Source organism: Streptococcus sp. 517s (assembly GCF_054445985.1).
On sequence record NZ_CM136847.1, the window covers coordinates 1,581,750 to 1,601,435 of the forward strand.

General features: G+C 40.7%; 8 protein-coding genes and 1 pseudogene. 1 reads left to right on the forward strand and 8 read right to left on the reverse strand.

The window, feature by feature from the left end; genetic code table 11:
- Positions 1–63: 63 nt before the first annotated feature.
- From lytR to ACVX3R_RS07960, 6 genes are all read right to left on the reverse strand, one after another.
- Positions 64–1,104, reverse strand: a complete 1,041-nt coding sequence (lytR, locus tag ACVX3R_RS07935) for a glycopolymer--peptidoglycan transferase LytR (RefSeq protein ID WP_458794811.1) — start codon at positions 1,102–1,104, stop codon at positions 64–66.
- A gap of 4 nt (positions 1,105–1,108) precedes the next feature.
- A complete protein-coding gene (locus ACVX3R_RS07940) occupies positions 1,109–1,630 on the reverse strand; it encodes an N-acetyltransferase family protein (protein ID WP_458794812.1) in 522 nt (173 codons plus the stop codon).
- The gene (gene tsaE, locus ACVX3R_RS07945; RefSeq protein ID WP_458794813.1) at positions 1,620–2,063 is read right to left on the reverse strand and encodes a tRNA (adenosine(37)-N6)-threonylcarbamoyltransferase complex ATPase subunit type 1 TsaE; all 444 of its coding nucleotides are present in this window, start codon (positions 2,061–2,063) and stop codon (positions 1,620–1,622) included. Before tsaE ends, ACVX3R_RS07940 begins: the two co-directional genes overlap by 11 nt.
- An 85-nt stretch (positions 2,064–2,148) precedes the next feature.
- Complete coding sequence (locus tag ACVX3R_RS07950; protein WP_414331011.1) at positions 2,149–2,772, reverse strand: hypothetical protein; 624 nt, start codon at positions 2,770–2,772, stop codon at positions 2,149–2,151.
- Positions 2,773–2,908: 136 nt separating this feature from the next.
- Positions 2,909–3,328 (reverse strand): nucleoside-diphosphate kinase, encoded by a 420-nt coding sequence (gene ndk, locus ACVX3R_RS07955; protein WP_458794814.1) that lies wholly within the window; start codon positions 3,326–3,328, stop codon positions 2,909–2,911.
- Between the two features lie 352 nt (positions 3,329–3,680).
- Entirely contained in the window at positions 3,681–11,492 is a 7,812-nt protein-coding gene (locus tag ACVX3R_RS07960) for a Cna B-type domain-containing protein (RefSeq protein WP_458794815.1), read from the reverse strand.
- A gap of 288 nt (positions 11,493–11,780) precedes the next feature.
- Here ACVX3R_RS07960 and ACVX3R_RS07965 point away from each other — a divergent pair.
- Positions 11,781–11,924, forward strand: a pseudogene (locus ACVX3R_RS07965) (ISL3 family transposase); the annotation flags it as partial.
- A 71-nt stretch (positions 11,925–11,995) separates the two neighbouring features.
- Here the strand turns inward: ACVX3R_RS07965 and rpoC are convergent.
- Positions 11,996–15,661 (reverse strand): DNA-directed RNA polymerase subunit beta', encoded by a 3,666-nt coding sequence (gene rpoC, locus ACVX3R_RS07970; protein WP_458794816.1) that lies wholly within the window; start codon positions 15,659–15,661, stop codon positions 11,996–11,998.
- Positions 15,662–15,693: 32 nt separating this feature from the next.
- A complete protein-coding gene (rpoB, locus tag ACVX3R_RS07975) occupies positions 15,694–19,305 on the reverse strand; it encodes a DNA-directed RNA polymerase subunit beta (RefSeq protein WP_458794817.1) in 3,612 nt (1,203 codons plus the stop codon).
- Between the last annotated feature and the right edge of the window lie 381 nt (positions 19,306–19,686).

A 19,686-nucleotide genomic window follows, 5' to 3' on the forward strand; every position in this document is an offset into this window, starting at 1 on the left:
ATTTATCTATTCGAATTTTTTTGAAAAAATCGCAGGAAATTTCCCACGATTTGATTCTTTGTTTTATTCTACCTCTTCGTTTGAAACACTAGTACTGGTTGAAGGCGCTGTCCGGCCAAACGCTGTTTCGTACAGTACCGCATTGGTTTCTAATTCTGTCACTGGCTCTTTACCCAGTGAACTACGCAAGAGATTCTGCATCTCGAGCATATGTTCTGAAGTGACGATTTGATAAGAAATTCCCTGTAGCTCAGCATCTTCTCCACGTAATTGATGGGTTTCAATATTCTTGAAGGAATCTTGATAGCCGAGCAATTGTGGAATGCTCTTAGCTGATAAGTCCACATTGGTCTGCATGTTATCACTCAAAGCTTTGAGGATGCCTTGATAGTGGCTCACACTATTTAGACTCAAAACCTTCTCTACGATTTTTTGAATAACTTCACGTTGACGCTTTTGACGACCGTAGTCTCCTTCAGGGTCTTGGTAACGCATCCGTGAATACACCAAGGCTTCCTCACCATTCAAGTTTTGTTCCCCAACACCAATGGAAATCTTATTAAACTCTTCTTGGTCAGTGATAGAAATTGGAAAACCAAGTGTATTGTTGACGGTGATCCCACCAACTGCATCCACCAATTGTTGAAGTCCCTGCATGTTAACCATCACATAGCGGTCAATGTGGATATTCATCATCTTTTGAATAGTAGAAATTGCAAGTTCCGCACCACCATTAGCATAGGCCGCATTGAGTTTGGCTTCCTGAACTTGGCCATTTTCATTCTCGATCTTAGTCAAAATATCCCGTTCCAAACTCATCATAGTGGTTTTCTTTGTTTTGGGATTAACCGTCAGGAGTATCATAGAATCACTATTCCCTGCCCACGGATCTGTACGTTCCGAATTTCCCGTATCTACCCCCATTAGGAGAATCGTTAAAGGCTCAGTTGCTTCGATCACGTTGGTTTCTTCACCGATTTTTTTGTAAGTTTTTTGACTCAGGGTTGCAGTCCCCTGCTGATAGATTGTGTAGGCATAAATTCCTACACCTACAACTGTTACGGCCAGGAAACCTAGCACCATTCCAATTAATTTTTTGATCATCTCGTTATTCATCTATCAATTTGCCCATCAGACAAACATCTAAAAATATCCCTTCTGCTAAATAGGCTCCTCTTTCTTGCAAGCCTTCTGTGATAAATCCCATTTTTGAATAGAGGTGGATAGCAACCTCATTTCGTTTTTGTACACTGAGTTGCAAGCGGCACAAGATACCACTAGCTTTAGCCCACTCGATGCCTTCTTCTAGAAGTATTGTAGCCAATCCTTGGTTCCAGAATTTCTTTCGAACCGCTAAAAAGACATCTCCAATATGCTGAACCCTTAAATGTTGATCCGCTGTGATATTTAAGACACCCGCAATCTCATCATTCAGTAAGGCGAGGAGAGTAATTTGATTCTCCGATGCAGCTTGCTTTTCGATAAAAAGAGCCATTTCAGAAGCAGTCATCATGATACCATTTTCATCTAGGCTGGTGAAGTCTGTCTCTTGACCGACACAATCTAAAAATGCAATCAAGGCTGTAGCATCTAAAGTCTCTGCCTCACGAATGCACAACTCATACTCCATCCTGAAGCTCCTTGATGAGTTGTTCAGCCCGAGGGCCATGAGCTGTAAAATGAAGGCAACGACCCTCAGCTTCTTTCAAAATTTCCAACTCCAAGTAAGAATCTGGTAAATCCTCACCCAAAAGATGCCCCCACTCAATAACAGTCACACCGCCACCAAAGAGAAACTCATCCAAGTCAATAGAATCAGCATCTCCTTCGATACGGTAGACATCCAAATGGTAAAGCGGCAGACGCCCTTCATACTCTCTCACGATAGTATAAGTTGGACTTTTAATCATCTGACGGATATCCAAGCCCTTGGCAATGCCTTTTGTAAAGGTTGTTTTACCCGCACCCAACTCTCCCGTCAAGATCAGAACATCGTCTTTTTGAAGCAAGTGACCTAATCTTTCTCCGAGAGCTAGAAGCTCTTCTTCATTTTTTGTGTACATGTTACTATTATACCAAAAAGTTTCCTTTTGTGTGAATTTTCTTTATAGACTTACTATGCTAAATTTACAGTTCCCCTTGCCTTTCTTAGAAAAAGGTAAAAATACAAATAACAAATAAAACATCGCGAATCACATGTCCGTAAAATGAAATTTCCCTTTGCACGGATTTTGGAAAGAGGAAACGCGCACATAAAAAACCAAGACCGATATAAAGGAGAATGGAGGAGATTGTTACGGGATTTCTCAAGAAAATAATCGTGCCTAAAACGGAAATCACAACCGTTCTCTTCTTGTTGAGATGGTTGTCCATATCCCGAATATATTTATCAAAAGGCAGAAAAATCCACATATCAATACCCAATAAAAAAAAGAATGACGGCAGAAAGAGGTCAACCAGATCCTGCTGCAATTTGCTAGTAGTTTGGATGCTTTCTGTGAGAACCAGACAGGTTGCCAGAAGATTGACTACTAAAAGAAGGCTATAAACAAGACTTACTTTCTTTTGAACACGCAAAATACTATGACTTTTCTGACCCAAGGTATGAAAGTAATTAATCCCAGCACAAAAACCAGAAACTCCCACTATGAGAATTAAAAAATAGACATTTCCTTCTCTTAAGGATAAAAATGATTCCTTCCACAATAAACAACTTCCAAATAAAATTTGAGCTACAGCTAATAATAATAAAACACGAATTGATTTCATCATTTCCTTTTCTTCCTCCGTATAAGAAATTATACTCTGACAGGATTAGAAAATGATAAATGACTTCCGAAATGTCACATTAGGACGCTGAACGGTACAAAAAACAGTTCCGTCATTCACAGAACTGTTCTCTTCTAATCTAATCCTTAAACCAGAGGGCGATTTCTCGTTTAGCTGACTCTTCTGAATCTGATCCATGTACGACGTTTTGAATGGCTTGATTTTCTCCTGCCGCCTTAGCAAAATCTCCCCGGATTGTCCCCGAAAGAGCCTCTTCTGGACGAGTAGCTCCCATCATGTCACGCCAGCTTTCAATTACCTTGGGACCTGAAATGATTCCCACAATTATTGGACCTGAGGTCATAAATTGGCGGATAGGAGGATAAAAACTTTTTCCAACTAAGTCGCGATAGTGTTGGTCAATCAAATCTTCTGAAACTGTTGAACATAACTCTAATTTTTCGAGTTTGAAACCACGTCGCTCAATTCTTTTCAAAACCTCGCCAACTAGACCTCTCTTCACACCATCTGGCTTAATGATAAAGAATGTTTGTTCCATATAAATCCCCTTGTCATTTTAGTTCTTCTATTCTACCACACTTTATGAAAAAGTGGGAAAATTTTCTGAAATTAGCAAGCTCTATCATTTCTAAAGTAGGTAAATCTTAATATTCAAATTGCCTGAAGAAGCCTGCCGATAATAAGAGCGTTAACGTTAAGTTTCATCCATAACCTGACACAAAACTTGAAGAACTTTGACAACTTTAAAACTAGAATTCTCATTGCTTTGAATATCAAAAAGAGAGAACCAATCTGATTCTCTCTCGTACTTAGTTATATGTTCCCCACTACAGTTGCCCATGACTTCTAAGCACTATCCTTTACAGTAGTGAAGTTATTCCTTATTTCTACTATCCTTGATTTTTACGTCTATATCCTATTAGCATCAGTAATACTCCTGAGGTTAACATTATCCATACATATTGGGATACGTTGCTTCCATCTCCTGTATTAGGTAATGTCTTGTTATTACTTGTATTTGGTACCTCTGGTTTATTCGATTCTGGATTATTTGGTGTAGAAGGTTTTGTTGGAGTCTTTTCTTGGTTGGTGATCGTAAAGCCTTCTTTCATGCTTCCTGCGTAACCGACTCCATACCACTTGCCTGCCACTTGAATGTTGTTTAAGCTTTCACCAACTTCTTTAATGGTATATTCATGAGCCGCTCCACCGAGGGTCGCGGATACTGGTAATTGCTCAAAGGTGGCTGTCCAGTTATTGGCTGACTTCAACTCTTGTACCTGACCTGTGGCTACGCCGTCTTTGTAGAGTTCTACTTTGACACTATCTACAGGCGCGGATACATCGTTACCAGCTGAATCTTCCCATTCTTTTGTTACCTTGACATCTCGGGTTGGAATTTCCATTGGAGCCCATGGAGTCTTTTCCTTATTGGTGATCGTGAAGCCTTCTTTCATGCTTCCCTCATAACGGACGCCATACCATTTGCCTGCCACTTGAATGTTGTTTGAAATTTCGCCAACTTCTTTGACGGTGTACTCATGAGCTTCTCCACCAAGGGTCGCAGAGACTGGCAGTTTCTCAAAGCTGGCTGTCCAGTTGTTGGCTTTGGTCAACTCTTGTACTTGACCAGTTGCCACGCCGTCTTTATAGAGTTCGACTGTGACACTGTCTACAGGCGCGTCGATCTTGTTGCCATCTGAATCTTGCCACTCTTTTGTGACCGTGATTGCTCGGGTTGGTGGGACCATTGGAGCCCACGGAGTCTTTTCTTTATTGCTAATCGTGAAGCCATCTTTCATGCTGCCTGCGTAACCGACTCCATACCATTTGCCTGCCACTTGAATGTTGTTTGAAATTTCGCCAACTTCTTTGATGGTGTACTGATGAGCTTCGCCACCGAGGGTCGCAGAGACTGGCAGTTGCTCAAAGCTGGCTGTCCAGTTGTTGGCTTTGGTCAACTCTTGTACTTGACCTGTGGCCACGCCGTCTTTGTAGAGTTCTACTTTGACACTATCTACAGACGCGGATACATCGTTACCAGCTGAATCTTTCCATTCTTTTGTTACCTTGACATCTCTGGTTGGAATTTCCATTGGGGCCCATGGAGTCTTTTCCTTATTGGTAATCGTGAAGCCATCTTTCATGCTTCCCTCATAACGGACGCCATACCATTTGCCTGCCACTTGAATGTTGTTTGAAATTTCGCCAACTTCTTTGACGGTGTACTCATGAGCTTCTCCACCCAAAGTCGCGGATACTGGTAATTGCTCAAAGGTGGCTGTCCAGTTATTGGCTGACTTCAACTCTTGTACCTGACCTGTGGCTACGCCGTCTTTGTAGAGTTCAACTGTGATACTGTCCACAGGTGCATCAATCTTGTTGCCATCTGAGTCTTGCCACTCTTTGGTCACTTTAACATCTCTGGTTGGTGGGATCATTGGAGCCCACGGAGTCTTTTCTTTATTGGTAATCGTGAAGCCTTCTTTCATGCTTCCTGCGTAACCGACTCCATACCATTTGCCTGTCACTTGAATGTTGTTTAAGATTTCGCCAACTTCTTTGACGGTGTACTCATGAGCTTCTCCACCAAGGGTCGCAGAGACTGGCTGTTGCTCAAAGCTGGCTGTCCAGTTGTTATCTTTGGTCAACTCTTGTACTTGACCAGTTGCGGCTCCGTCTTTATAGAGTTCGACTGTGACACTGTCTACAGGCGCGTCGATCTTGTTGCCATCTGAGTCTTGCCACTCTTTGGTCACTTTAACATCTCTGGTTGGTGGGATCATTGGAGCCCACGGAGTCTTTTCTTTATTGGTAATCGTGAAGCCTTCTTTCATGCTTCCTGCGTAACCGACTCCATACCATTTGCCTGTCACTTGAATGTTGTTTAAGATTTCGCCAACTTCTTTGACGGTGTACTCATGAGCTTCTCCACCAAGGGTCGCAGAGACTGGCTGTTGCTCAAAGCTGGCTGTCCAGTTGTTATCTTTGGTCAACTCTTGTACTTGACCAGTTGCGGCTCCGTCTTTATAGAGTTCGACTGTGACACTGTCTACAGGCGCGTCGATCTTGTTGCCATCTGAGTCTTGCCACTCTTTGGTCACTTTAACATCTCTGGTTGGTGGGATCATTGGAGCCCACGGAGTCTTTTCCTTATTGGTGATGGTGAAGCCTTCTTTCATGCTTCCTGCGTAACCGACTCCATACCATTTGCCTGTCACTTGAATGTTGTTTAAGATTTCGCCAACTTCTTTGACGGTGTACTCATGAGCTTCTCCACCAAGGGTCGCAGAGACTGGCTGTTGCTCAAAGCTGGCTGTCCAGTTGTTGGCTTTGGTCAACTCTTGTACACTGCCTGTTGCTACGCCGTCTTTGTAGAGTTCAACTGTGATACTGTCCACAGGTGCATCAATCTTGTTGCCATCTGAGCCTTGCCACTCTTTTGTGACCGTGATCGCTCGGGTTGGAATTTCCATTGGTGCCCATATTAAAGACCAAATTGCATATAACTCTACATCTTTATCAATTGTTCCTGTCTTAAATGTATCTCCCTTTGAATACATAGTGCCTTTACCGTCAGCTTGTGTATTCCATCCCTTGAAGATATATCCAGATCTTTTCATCGTACCTGCATCTAAAACGGTTACCTTGTCAGTATCGGCATCATTTCCATTTTCTGTAATGGATGGATAGTATTCGTTATTATCCTTTGGTGCTTCTCCATTTACATCAGCGTGATTTTTATGATAATTTACCTTTCCATAAACAATAATATCGTACTCCGCTTTTACGGTATCTTCAGGTATTGCCTGATCGCTACTTGCCAATGTGTTTGTTGTCGTAACTTCAGCTTTAATTTTCCCCGTAGATTTTCCTCTTATTTTACCACTACCATCAACATCAGCCACATCATTTTGCAACTCAATATATTTTAATTCAGGAGATACAGTAGGATGATCACTTGTTGCAACAGCTTTTGCCGCTCCTTCTTCTGACTCTTCTCCAACATGTATTTTAACAGGCTCTGTTTTTATCTTAGGTACTCTTATAAGTCCGCAACCTATAATTTCAAGAGGTTTTTCTTTTACTAATTCAGGTAATTCAGCTGTTTTATAGCTTGCTCTATCAAAGTCAGAATTTTTTGTTTCTTCCATCTCAGAGTGATTGGCTTTCAATGTTAGTTTAGTTTCACCATCTGGCATTGTAACCTTTATCCATTGACCAGCCTCAAGCATAAAGCTCTTTAATTCATATCTTCCATTTTCATCTGTAGTTGAACTATGAATCAAAGTATTAGCAGGAATTAACTTGTTATTAATAGTCACATCATGATCAGGAGAATATAGTTCAAGTTTAACACCTTTTGCTTTTGTTTCTCCCTCATCAAGTTTTCCATTTTCGTTTTTATCCCACCATACATCTGAGGACATAACTGCATAATTTCCATAAATATATTTTGCAGGATTTATATATCCACTCGTTTTAACTCCTGTATAATCAGTCGTTTCAAAACTTCCACCAATATATGCTTCAAGTTCATCAATAGTAGTTTTTTCATGAGTCTTAAGTGGTAATTTAATATTTACTTGACTACCTTTAGGAAGTTCTCCCAAATCAAGTTTAACATGGGTTACTTTTCCCCAATCTTTTACATCCGCTGCAGAAATAAATGTATTTCCACCATCTATGCTATAACTAAATTCTTGTTTACCAGGACGACTATCTCCCATTACCTCAACTTCACCAGTCAAATACATATCCACTTGTGTTTTTGGTGTTTGAACAGTTTCATTATTTTGTGTATAGGATATAGATTTATCCTTTTTAGGAATTTCTAAGATAGCCTTAAAGTCCTTAAATCCATCTGAGTCTGGAGCTTGAACGAAGAAGTCTCCACGTAAATTATCTCTTTCATCTGGATAGAAAGTCTGTGTAGGAAATTTACTTCCCGCTGTTCCATAGACGATATTATCATATTTCCCAGGGAATATATTTGATCCTACCGCCGTATTCTTGGATACAACAACTTCCACCTTGCTCAAATCAATTCCAAATAATTTCTTTTCCTTCGTAGCATCAAGAGCTTTTGCAGCATTTTCAGAAAGTTGGAATAAATCTCCTTCAAGCTTTGCATGGCTATAATATTCATTTTTACTTCCATCCAGCTTCGTTTCAAGTGGGCTCATATCATAATAAACCATTCCATATGGACGATGCTCATTTTCTCCTGGAGATGTAACACTTGTGTATCTAAAACTCTTCAGTGCAATGACAACTGGATCTTCCATAAATTTAAGTACACTATTATTGTAGTAATAATAGTAAGAAAAAGCTTTATTCTTAGTAATTTCTCTAAATTGTCTATTTAAAGCTTGTATGCCCGCTTCTGTAATAGACATTTTAATCCATACTCTACCATCAGCATCTGTAACTTGTTTAATAATAACATTGCCAGATGCATTATCAAATCCTAAAAACTTACACTTATCTACATCTGCAGCAAATTGTTTATCTTTTATTTCTACATAAGCGGATTCAGGAATTCCATAAGGCATCTTACCCGCTTCAGGCATGTCTGAGTTCATAGCATAAGCGTAAGCTTTTGTATTAAATTTAACCTTTTGAGTACTTGTTCCTGATTGAGAAATAGAATTATTTGTATCATTACCTGAAGGCTCAATCACATTATCGGCAGTCTTATTTGTAACGATATAAGTTCTAGTAAGAATACCATAACGTTGCGGTAGTTTTATACTATTCCATGTTCTACCACCAAAGTCTTGCCCTTTTCCTGCATCATGAATATGATTTGAATCTCTACAACTTTCATTATAGTATTTACCTTCTAAATTCTGAATAAAGTAATTAGGTCCATACCAAGCAATTCCCTTTTCCTTCTCTAGCGTCAATGGATTGCCTTTAAAATCAGTATTTCTAAGTTCATATTCAATATTGGAAAATAATACTACTTCTCCTGTTTCTTTATTGGCAAATGGCTCAATATTATATACTCCATCATAAGTTAAAACAATACTTGATAGATGTTCAATATCCCTATTAATTCCAAGGTCTATTTTTGTTCCATCTTCAATATTTCCAATATTATATACTTTTTCTGTACCCTCTATTCCAAGTACATTATCCGCAGTTTTATAAATAATTTTCCAACCACTTAAGGATTTATTTGCTGTAAATTTCCCAGTCAAAAGTCCAGTTTTGTCAGCCTTAGAATCAAGTCCTTTGAGATTCAAAGTTCCCACTGTCAAATCAATTCTTGGATTTTTCGTTACAGGAGAAAATTCTTTCTTCGTTCCATAATCAAAGAACAATTTCCAAGTATCATAAAAAGTTCCATTCTCCGCTTGATTTGGATATAATACATTTTCCTTTAATCTATCACCAGTACTCTCAGCTTTCAAAGGTGTACATTTCTTTTGAGTTACAGTTGTCCAGAAGAAATCATCCTTTGCTTTTCCACTCACATTATTAACAGGACTTTTCACAGCTTTATTAGCTTCATAATCAAAATTATCATTTGCATCCGCAGTTGGATCAGTTGATTTTGCAGAATATTTTATCTGCAAATGTCCTGTAGCTGTAGGTGTAACATAAATATCAAATTTACTTTGAGCAAATGACTGTCTTCTAACATTTTCCTTATAGTTACCAGCAAAATGTGTACTTGCATTAAAAGTATCATTGTTTAAGTACTCCCAATGAACTTCAACTTTAGTTACTCTTCCACCAGAAGTGTCAAATTTAACTTCAGGAAAATTATGGACTTTATTTGCTAAATGAACAGGTGAATTTACATCTGCTGTGTGTTCATTACCATCTGCTGTAGTATAAACTACTTTTGCTACTTTATAAGAATCTGTATTCCATGTTTGAGCAGTTCCTTTCCATGCAGTAGGTTGAATTTCTTCAGGAAATTCATAAGTTTCAACTGTTGCACCAGTTTTATTCTTTGGAAAATACTCATTCCATTCTCCATTGGCATCTTTTAGAATATAATATTCATTACTTAAACGTGTATAGCCAACATCAGAATACTTTGCATCTGCAGAAACTGCATTTGCAGTATAAAATCCTCCAGCATTTTTATAAAGTTGATATCCAGGTCCAGCAAAACTATGAATTTCATATCCATCGACAGTATTAGCTTTCATAGTTTTAATCTTTACGCCTTGTCCATCAGCGCTGATAACAACTTCCTTTTTGCCGTCTGTTCCATTTGGAGTTTCAAAAACAAATTCAGGTGTTGTAGCTTCATATAAAGTATCTGAACCAATATTGTCGATTCCATCAGGAACTTGCCAAATAGGTGAAAATCCCTTTGTAAATGCATCGTTCCATTTGTGGTCACTTCCATTATTATAGAGAGGTTTCCTTGGTGTTATGAGATAATAATTTCCCTTTCCATCACCATCATTTTTCATTTCACTGACTGTCGCATAATAAGCAAGATCTAAATCATATAAACCATTTCTGATTTGTAATTTTTGTAAAATGAAATTTCCTTCAACACTTCCATTTTTCGGAACATAAACCTTGATATGTTTTAAACTCATTAGAGGAGTATCCGCGTCATGAATTGTTCCTTGCTTATAATAATAGTAATCTTTGTTACCAGTAAATGGACCACTTGCAGGATCTGTATCATAAAATCTTATGAATCCAGAATTCGCAATCTTCGCCAGACTACTTGCATTTAGATGACGATTTCCTGTTACTGTAGTTTTAGGATCGTCATAATTTGTTGGTGACATTCTCCATTTATATTCTGATGAATTTCCTGTACTATTAATCGGTGTGTTATTTTCTCCTTCACAGGCAGTAACATTCAGTTTTGTTTCAAGTTTTCCTTCAGCAATCCACTTTTTACATTCTTCATCTGTTAAACTACGTCTATTAAAGGCGATATTAAATACCAAACTTGAACCTCCGCCCAAAGATCGAAGGAAATTATCATTGATATCATAGATAATTTTTGTAACTTTATCATAATTAGTTTGTGCTGCTGAATCTAATGGTATTACATTCCCCCTTGCATCAAGCAATGTAATTTTTTCAAACTGAACTCCTTCAATTCCGGGATTCGCTAATTTAAATCCGTAAGTTGGTAAATCGACAACAATTTTTTGATCTCCAAACTCATTACTCCCATCATCTTTTGTACGGAAAAAAGGAGTATAGTTTATGGTAAACAATGTATCCGTCATAGTTGCCAAATTATATGGATTTACTGATGTTCCATCTCCATTTGATGTATCTTTAATCTTATGATTGTCATCATATACCATAAGTTTACCATTATCCATTGGAGCTCCGGGATTCAAAGAAACTGATTTCGTTAAAGAGTTATTAAATTTAGGCTTAATTGTTTCTTCTTTAACTTCTGACTCCTCATCTTTTACTTCAGCTTGATTGTCCTTTTTATCTTTTTGTTCTTCAGGATTTATCTTTTCTTCAGCTTCCTTATCATTTTTTTTAGAATCTGTTTTATTGTCCCGTTTATCTGCTTGTTCCTCAGGATCTATCTTTTCTTTCGTTTCCTTATCAGTTTTTTTGACATCTGTAATTGTATCTTTAGCTATTATTCCCTCTGCAAAAGCAACAGTATTCGGAACAATTATCCCTAATAGTATTATAACAACTAAAAAAAAAGTTGTTACTTTTTGCAATGTCATCCCATTATTCATCAAATCTTCTCCACTCAAATCCATATTAAAATATTTTATATTTCAATCTTGAAAATAAAAATTTATTTTTAGATAGTAATTAAATGCCTATAAATATAGCATATCTATAGCAGTTTAAGCATTGAATATTATACCAAGAACAGTTTGAAAAATCTACCTTTTTCATTCATTTTAGCTCTATAATATTTGTAGTGGATAACATCTCCTCAGATATTATGGAGCTTTTTAAACACAGACAAAAAGTAGCAGAAAAACTATAATGAAAGCACCACAGAATTGCTCGAAATAAAATTGGAGGCGACCAACACGCTCGTCAAGAACGTGAGACGTCATGCATTCGATTTTTGAAACTTTAAAAACATTAAAACTAAAATTCTTGTCGCTTTCAACATTACAAAAGAAAGAACCAATATGATTCTCTCTCGTACTTAGTTATATGTCGCCCACTACAGTTGAAAAAGAGGCCAAACAAAAGAGAACCCGAAGGTTCTCTTGTTTACTTTTTATTCTACAGTTTCTTCAGATTGGATTTCCACAGTTTCATCTACTGGAGCAAGTTCTGTCTCTTCTTGTTCAGGAGCTAGATATTCTGCGTCATTGATTGCCTGTGGTTCAAGATTACGGTAGCGAGCCATACCAGTACCTGCTGGGATGATCTTACCAATAATAACATTTTCCTTGAGTCCAAGGAGATGGTCTTTCTTACCACGGATGGCCGCATCTGTAAGGACACGAGTTGTTTCCTGGAAGGAAGCCGCTGACAAGAAACTGTTTGTTTCAAGTGAGGCTTTGGTAATTCCCATAAGAACTGGGCGACCAGTCGCTGGAACCCCACCTGCGATAAGGACATCTTTATTAGCATCTGTAAAATCGTTAATGTCTAAAAGGGTACCCATGAGAAGATCTGTATCACCTGTATCCATGACACGGACTTTACGGATCATTTGACGAACCATAACCTCAATGTGTTTATCACCGATTTCTACCCCTTGGCTACGGTAAACTTTTTGGACTTCACCGAGAAGGTAAGTTTCAACTGACAAGACATCACGAACAGCAAGGAGATGTTTGGGTTGGATAGAACCCTCTGTCAATGCTGCACCACGAGAAACTTGGTCTCCAACTTCAACACGCATACGTGCTGTAAATGGAACGACGTATTCACCTTCGCCAGTTTCACCCTTAACAAAGACTTTCTTGGTACGAGTTGAAGCGTCTTCTTCGATTGCTGTAACTTGTCCTTTGACCTCTGTAATAACCGCTTCCCCTTTTGGATTGCGGGCTTCAAAGATTTCTTGGACACGAGGAAGACCTTGAGTGATATCGGTATTTGAGGCAACCCCACCCGTGTGGAAGGTACGCATTGTAAGCTGTGTACCAGGTTCCCCGATAGATTGGGCAGCGATTGTACCAACTGCTTCACCAACTTCAACCGCATCACCAGTCGCCAAGTTGATACCGTAACAGTGACGGCAAACACCATGACGAGTGTTACATGTAAATACGGAACGGATAGTCACTTCTTCCACACCAGCATTGACAATTTCACGCGCCTTGTCTTCTGTAATCAACTCATTTGGACCAATGATAACTTCGCCAGTTTCTGGGTGTTTAACAGTTTTCTTAGTGTAACGACCATTGAGACGTTCTTCGAGAGACTCGATCATCTCTTTTCCTTCCGCGATAGAGCGGATCAAGAGACCACGGTCTGTTCCACAGTCGTCCTCACGGATGATAACGTCTTGGGCGACGTCAACCAAACGACGAGTTAAGTAACCTGAGTCGGCTGTCTTAAGGGCCGTATCGGTCATACCTTTACGGGCACCGTGAGTTGAGAAGAACATTTCGAGTACTGACAAACCTTCACGGAAGTTTGAAAGGATTGGCAATTCCATGATACGCCCGTTCGGAGCAGCCATCAGACCACGCATACCGGCAAGTTGTGAGAAGTTCGAGATGTTACCACGAGCTCCTGAGTCCATCATCATAACGATTGGGTTCTTCGGATCTTGGTTATCGACCAAGCGTTTTTCCAATTTCTCACGAGCTGCACGCCATTCAGCTGTAACAGCATTGTAACGTTCATCATCAGTGATCAAACCACGACGGAACTGTTTTGTGATTTGTTCTACACGCTTATGAGATTCTTCAATGATTTCAGCCTTGTCTTCAACGACTGGGATATCAGCAATCCCCACTGTCAATCCAGCAAGTGTTGAATGATGGTAACCTAAGTCTTTCAATCGGTCCAAGAATGCAGAGGTTTCTGTTGTACGGAAACGTTTGAAAATCTCAGCGATGATATTTCCAAGGTTTTTCTTCTTGAATGGAGGATTGAGTTCAAGGTTGCGAATGGCTTCCTTGATATCGCCACCTAGTGGCAAGAAGTACTTAGCTGGAAGCCCTTCTGTCAAGTTCGCATTATTTGGTTCTTGCAAGTAAGGTAGACCCTCTGGCATGATGTCGTTGAAGAGGATTTTACCAACTGTTGTAAGCAAGACCTTGTGTTTTTGCTCTTCTGTCCATGGTTTGTTGAGGCTGTCTGTCGCGATACCAACACGTGAGTGGAGGTGAACATAACCATTGCGATAAGCCATGACAGCTTCGTCACGATCCTTGAAGACCATTCCTTCACCTTCACGACCAGCTTCTTCCATAGTCAAGTAGTAGTTACCCAAAACCATGTCCTGAGATGGAGTAACAACTGGTTTACCATCTTTCGGGTTCAAGATGTGCTCAGCAGCAAGCATGAGGATACGAGCTTCTGCTTGAGCTTCTTCTGAAAGCGGTACGTGGATGGCCATTTGGTCCCCGTCAAAGTCGGCATTGTAGGCTTCACAGACAAGCGGGTGCAAACGAAGGGCCTTACCATCGATCAAGACTGGCTCGAAAGCTTGGATACCCAAACGGTGAAGGGTCGGTGCGCGGTTCAAAAGCACTGGGTGTTCTTTGATTACTTCTTCAAGGATGTCCCAGATACGCTCATCACCGCGTTCCACCAAGCGTTTAGCTGCTTTGACGTTTTGCACGATGTCGCGGGCAACGATTTCACGCATAACAAATGGTTTAAAGAGCTCGATCGCCATTTCGCGTGGCACACCACATTGGTACATCTTAAGAGTTGGACCAACGGCGATAACGGAACGTCCTGAGAAGTCAACACGTTTACCGAGCAAGTTCTGACGGAAGCGTCCTTGTTTCCCTTTGAGCATGTGGCTCAATGATTTCAGTGGACGGCTACCTGGTCCTGTAATCGGACGACCACGACGACCATTGTCAATCAAAGCATCAACCGCTTCTTGAAGCATACGCTTCTCATTTTGAACGATGATACCAGGTGCATTCAACTCAAGCAAACGAGCCAAACGGTTGTTACGGTTGATAACACGGCGGTAAAGGTCGTTCAAGTCAGATGAGGCAAAACGGCCACCATCCAACTGCAACATTGGGCGGAGATCTGGTGGAATAACTGGGAGGATGTTAAGAACCATCCATTCAGGTTTGTTCCCAGACTTGTAAAAGGCATCCAAAACATCCAAACGACGGATAGCTTTGACACGTTTTTGCCCAGTAGCTGTTTTCAACTCTTCTTTGAGTTCAGCAATTTCTTTTTCAAGATCTACTTGTTTCAACAGGTCTTGGATGGCTTCGGCACCCATCTTGGCAACGAATGATCCATAGCCATACTCACGCAAGCGCTCACGGTATTCGCGCTCTGTCATGATTGACTTGTGCTCAAGTGGTGTATCCTTCGGATCAATCACCACATAAGCCGCAAAGTAGATAACTTCCTCGAGGGCACGAGGGCTCATATCAAGGGTCAAGCCCATACGGCTTGGAATCCCCTTGAAATACCAGATGTGAGATACAGGAGCTTTCAACTCGATGTGCCCCATACGCTCACGACGAACTTTTGTACGCGTTACTTCAACCCCACAACGGTCACAAACAATCCCTCTGTAACGAATGCGTTTGTACTTCCCACAAGCACATTCCCAGTCTTTAGTAGGACCGAAGATGACTTCGTCAAAGAGCCCTTCACGTTCTGGTTTCAACGTACGGTAATTGATTGTTTCAGGTTTTTTGACTTCTCCATAAGACCATGAACGGACTTTGCTTGGAGAAGCTAGGGTGATTTGCATACTTTTAAAACGATTTACATCAACCACTATTTCTTCCCTTTCTATTCTAAGTGAACTGCTTATTCTTGTTCAGCAGTTTCTTCTGTTGCTTCCGCTTTTGTTGCTTTCTCAGCTTCTTCAGCTTCAAAGGCTGCTTTAGCCTCTTGGGCTGCTTTTTCGCGGGCTTTTTCAAGGTCATCTACGTGGATGACATCTTCGTCCATTCCTTCATCCAAGTCACGAAGTTCCACCTCTTGATCATCTTCGTCAAGGACACGCATGTCAAGACCAAGAGATTGCAATTCTTTCACAAGAACTCGGAAGGATTCTGGAACACCTGGTTTTGGAATTGGTTTTCCTTTTGTAATAGCTTCATAAGCTCTCAAACGACCGTTGATATCGTCAGATTTGTAAGTCAAGATTTCTTGAAGAACATTTGACGCACCGTAGGCTTCAAGAGCCCAAACCTCCATCTCACCGAAACGTTGTCCACCAAACTGAGCTTTACCTCCAAGTGGCTGTTGAGTAACGGTTGAGTAAGGTCCGACTGAACGCGCGTGCAATTTATCATCAACCATGTGGTGGAGTTTGATCATGTACATGACACCAACTGATACACGGTTATCAAATGGCTCACCAGTACGGCCATCGTATAGGATTGTCTTAGCATCACTGTCCATACCTGCTTCTTTAACAGTGTCCCAAAGGTCTTCAGAACTTGCTCCGTCAAAGACTGGCGTTGCGATGTGGATACCAAGAGTACGTGCTGCCATACCAAGGTGGAGCTCCATAACCTGACCGATATTCATACGTGATGGCACCCCAAGTGGGTTCAACATGATATCAACTGGAGTTCCGTCTGGGAGGTAAGGCATGTCTTCTACAGGAACGATACGAGAGACAACCCCCTTGTTTCCGTGACGTCCGGCCATCTTATCTCCGACCTTGATCTTACGTTTTTGAGCAATGTAGACGCGAACCAGCATGTTAACACCTGATTGCAACTCATCTCCATTTGCACGTGTAAAGATCTTAACATCACGAACGACACCATCGGCACCGTGTGGTACACGAAGAGAAGTATCACGCACTTCACGAGACTTGTCTCCGAAGATAGCGTGCAAGAGACGTTCTTCAGCTGAAAGGTCTTTTTCACCTTTAGGCGTTACTTTACCTACAAGAATATCCCCTTCTTTAACCTCGGCACCAATACGGATAATCCCCATTTCGTCAAGGTTTTTAAGGGCATCTTCACCAACGTTTGGAATCTCACGAGTAATTTCTTCAGGCCCAAGCTTTGTATCGCGCGTTTCTGATTCGTATTCTTCAAGGTGGACAGATGTATAGACATCGTCTTTGACCAAGCGTTCGCTCATGATAACGGCATCCTCGAAGTTGTAACCTTCCCAAGTCATGTAGGCGACGATTGGGTTTTGTCCAAGCGCCATTTCTCCATTTTCCATAGAAGGTCCGTCAGCGATAAAGTCGCCTTTTTCAACGGCATCCCCAACTTTAACGAGAGTACGTTGGTTGTAGGCAGTACCTGAGTTTGAACGGCGGAATTTTTGAACGTGGTAGACATCTAGGGAACCATCTTCACGGCGAACTTCTACCTTGTCCGCATCTGCGTAGGTAACTTTACCATCATGCTGAGCAATAACTGCAGCTCCAGAGTCATGAGCTGCTTGGTATTCCATACCAGTACCAACGTAAGGTGCTTTTGGATCAATCAATGGCACAGCCTGACGTTGCATGTTGGCACCCATGAGGGCACGGTTGGAGTCATCGTTTTCCAAGAATGGAATACATGCAGTCGCAACGGCAACTACCTGTTTTGGTGACACGTCCATGTAGTCAACCACTTCTGCTGGATACTCTTGGTTGACCCCTTGGTGACGTCCCATGACGACTTTCTCAGCAAAAGTACCATCTTCGTTCAATTTTGAATTAGCCTGTGCTACAGTAAATTCATCTTCTTCATCGGCTGTCAACCAAACGATTTCGTTTGTGACTACACCAGTTTCACGGTCAACCTTACGGTATGGTGTTTGAACAAATCCATACTTGTTCAAGTGTCCGTATGATGACAAGTTATTGATCAAACCGATGTTAGGTCCTTCAGGTGTTTCAATTGGACACATACGACCATAGTGAGTATAGTGCACGTCACGTACTTCATATCCAGCACGGTCACGAGTCAAACCACCAGGTCCTAAGGCTGACAAACGACGTTTGTGAGACAACTCAGAAAGCGGGTTGTGTTGGTCCATGAACTGGGACAATTGTGAGGAACCAAAGAATTCTTTGATCGCAGCTGTCACAGGGCGGATGTTGATAATTTGTTGCGGTGTCAAAACTTCATTATCCTGAACAGACATACGTTCACGGACATTACGTTCCATACGAGAAAGTCCAAGACGTACTTGGTTTGCAAGCAATTCACCAACTGCACGGATACGACGGTTTCCAAGGTGGTCGATATCATCCACACGTCCGATACCTTCCGCCAAGTTGAGGAAGTAGCTCATCTCTGCAAGGATATCCGCAGGAGTCACAACACGAACCTTGTCGTCTGGATTGGCATTTCCGATGATGGTTACAACACGGTCTGGGTCTGTTGGCGCAACAACCTTGAATTTTTGAAGGACAACTGGTTCTGTCAGAACAGCTGCATCGTTTGGAATATAAACGATCTTGTTCAAGTCGCCATCCAAGTGACTCTCGATACTTTCGATCACGCTACGAGTCATAACGGTACCAGCTTCTACCAAGATTTCACCCGTTTCAGGATCTACCAATGGCTCAGCGATGGTTTGGTTGAGCAAGCGTGTTTTGATGTTCAATTTTTTATTAATCTTGTATCGACCAACAGCTGCCAAATCGTAGCGACGTGGGTCAAAGAAACGAGCTACAAGCAAGCTACGTGAGCTTTCAGCAGTCTTAGGCTCACCTGGACGAAGGCGTTCGTAGATTTCTTTCAAGGCCTCGTCTGTACGAGAGTCCATTGGATTCTTATGGATATCTTTTTCAACGGTGTTGCGAACCAATTCGCTATCACCGAAGATATCAAAGATTTCATCATCACCTGAGAAACCAAGCGCACGAACCAAGGTTGTAAATGGAATCTTACGAGTACGGTCGATACGAGTATAAGCGATGTCTTTTGAGTCGCTTTCAAGTTCCAACCAAGCTCCACGGTTAGGGATAACAGTAGAACCGTAGCCTACTTTACCGTTCTTGTCTACTTTGTCATTAAAGTAAACACCTGGTGAGCGGACCAACTGAGAAACGATAATACGTTCACCACCATTGATGATGAAAGTACCCATTTCGGTCATGATTGGGAAATCACCAAAGAAGACTTCTTGAGTCTTGATTTCGCCTGTTTCTTTATTAATCAAGCGGAAGGTTACAAAAATGGGTGCTGAGTAGCTAGCATCATGGATACGAGCTTCTTCGAGCGTATATTTTGGTTCCTTGATTTCATAGCCAACAAATTCCAACTCCATTGTGTCTGTGAAGTTTGAAATTGGCAATACATCTTCAAACACTTCCTTAAGTCCGTGATCTAGGAAATCTTTGAATGAATCCGTTTGAATTTCAATCAAATTTGGTAAGTCAAGAACTTCTTTGATTCTTGAAAAACTACGACGGGTACGATGTTTCCCGTATTGAACGTCATGTCCTGCCAAGATGATTCTCCTTTGTAAATAAATTCCAAGCCTTGTCAATCAGGCTTTTCTAATCGTCATATGGTTTTAAAAACCCCTATCACCGTGTCCCTTTGACGAATTTTCAGAATCTTTAAATCTTTGTTACAAGCACTCAAAAACCTGAAAAAAAGCACAAAAAGAGCAGCTAAATCTGACTTTTTCAGAAGATTTAACTGCTGTGAGCCTTGTCTGGACAATATTTCAGACAAAACCTACGACAAATGATTATTCATATTATACCTTATTTAGCTAGATTTTTCAAGGTTTTTTACTATTTTTTAAACAATCTTTTCCTATATATTATTTTAAAATTTCAAGAGAATGAAGCATTATATTTTCTCTCAAAAATTAGGAAAACGC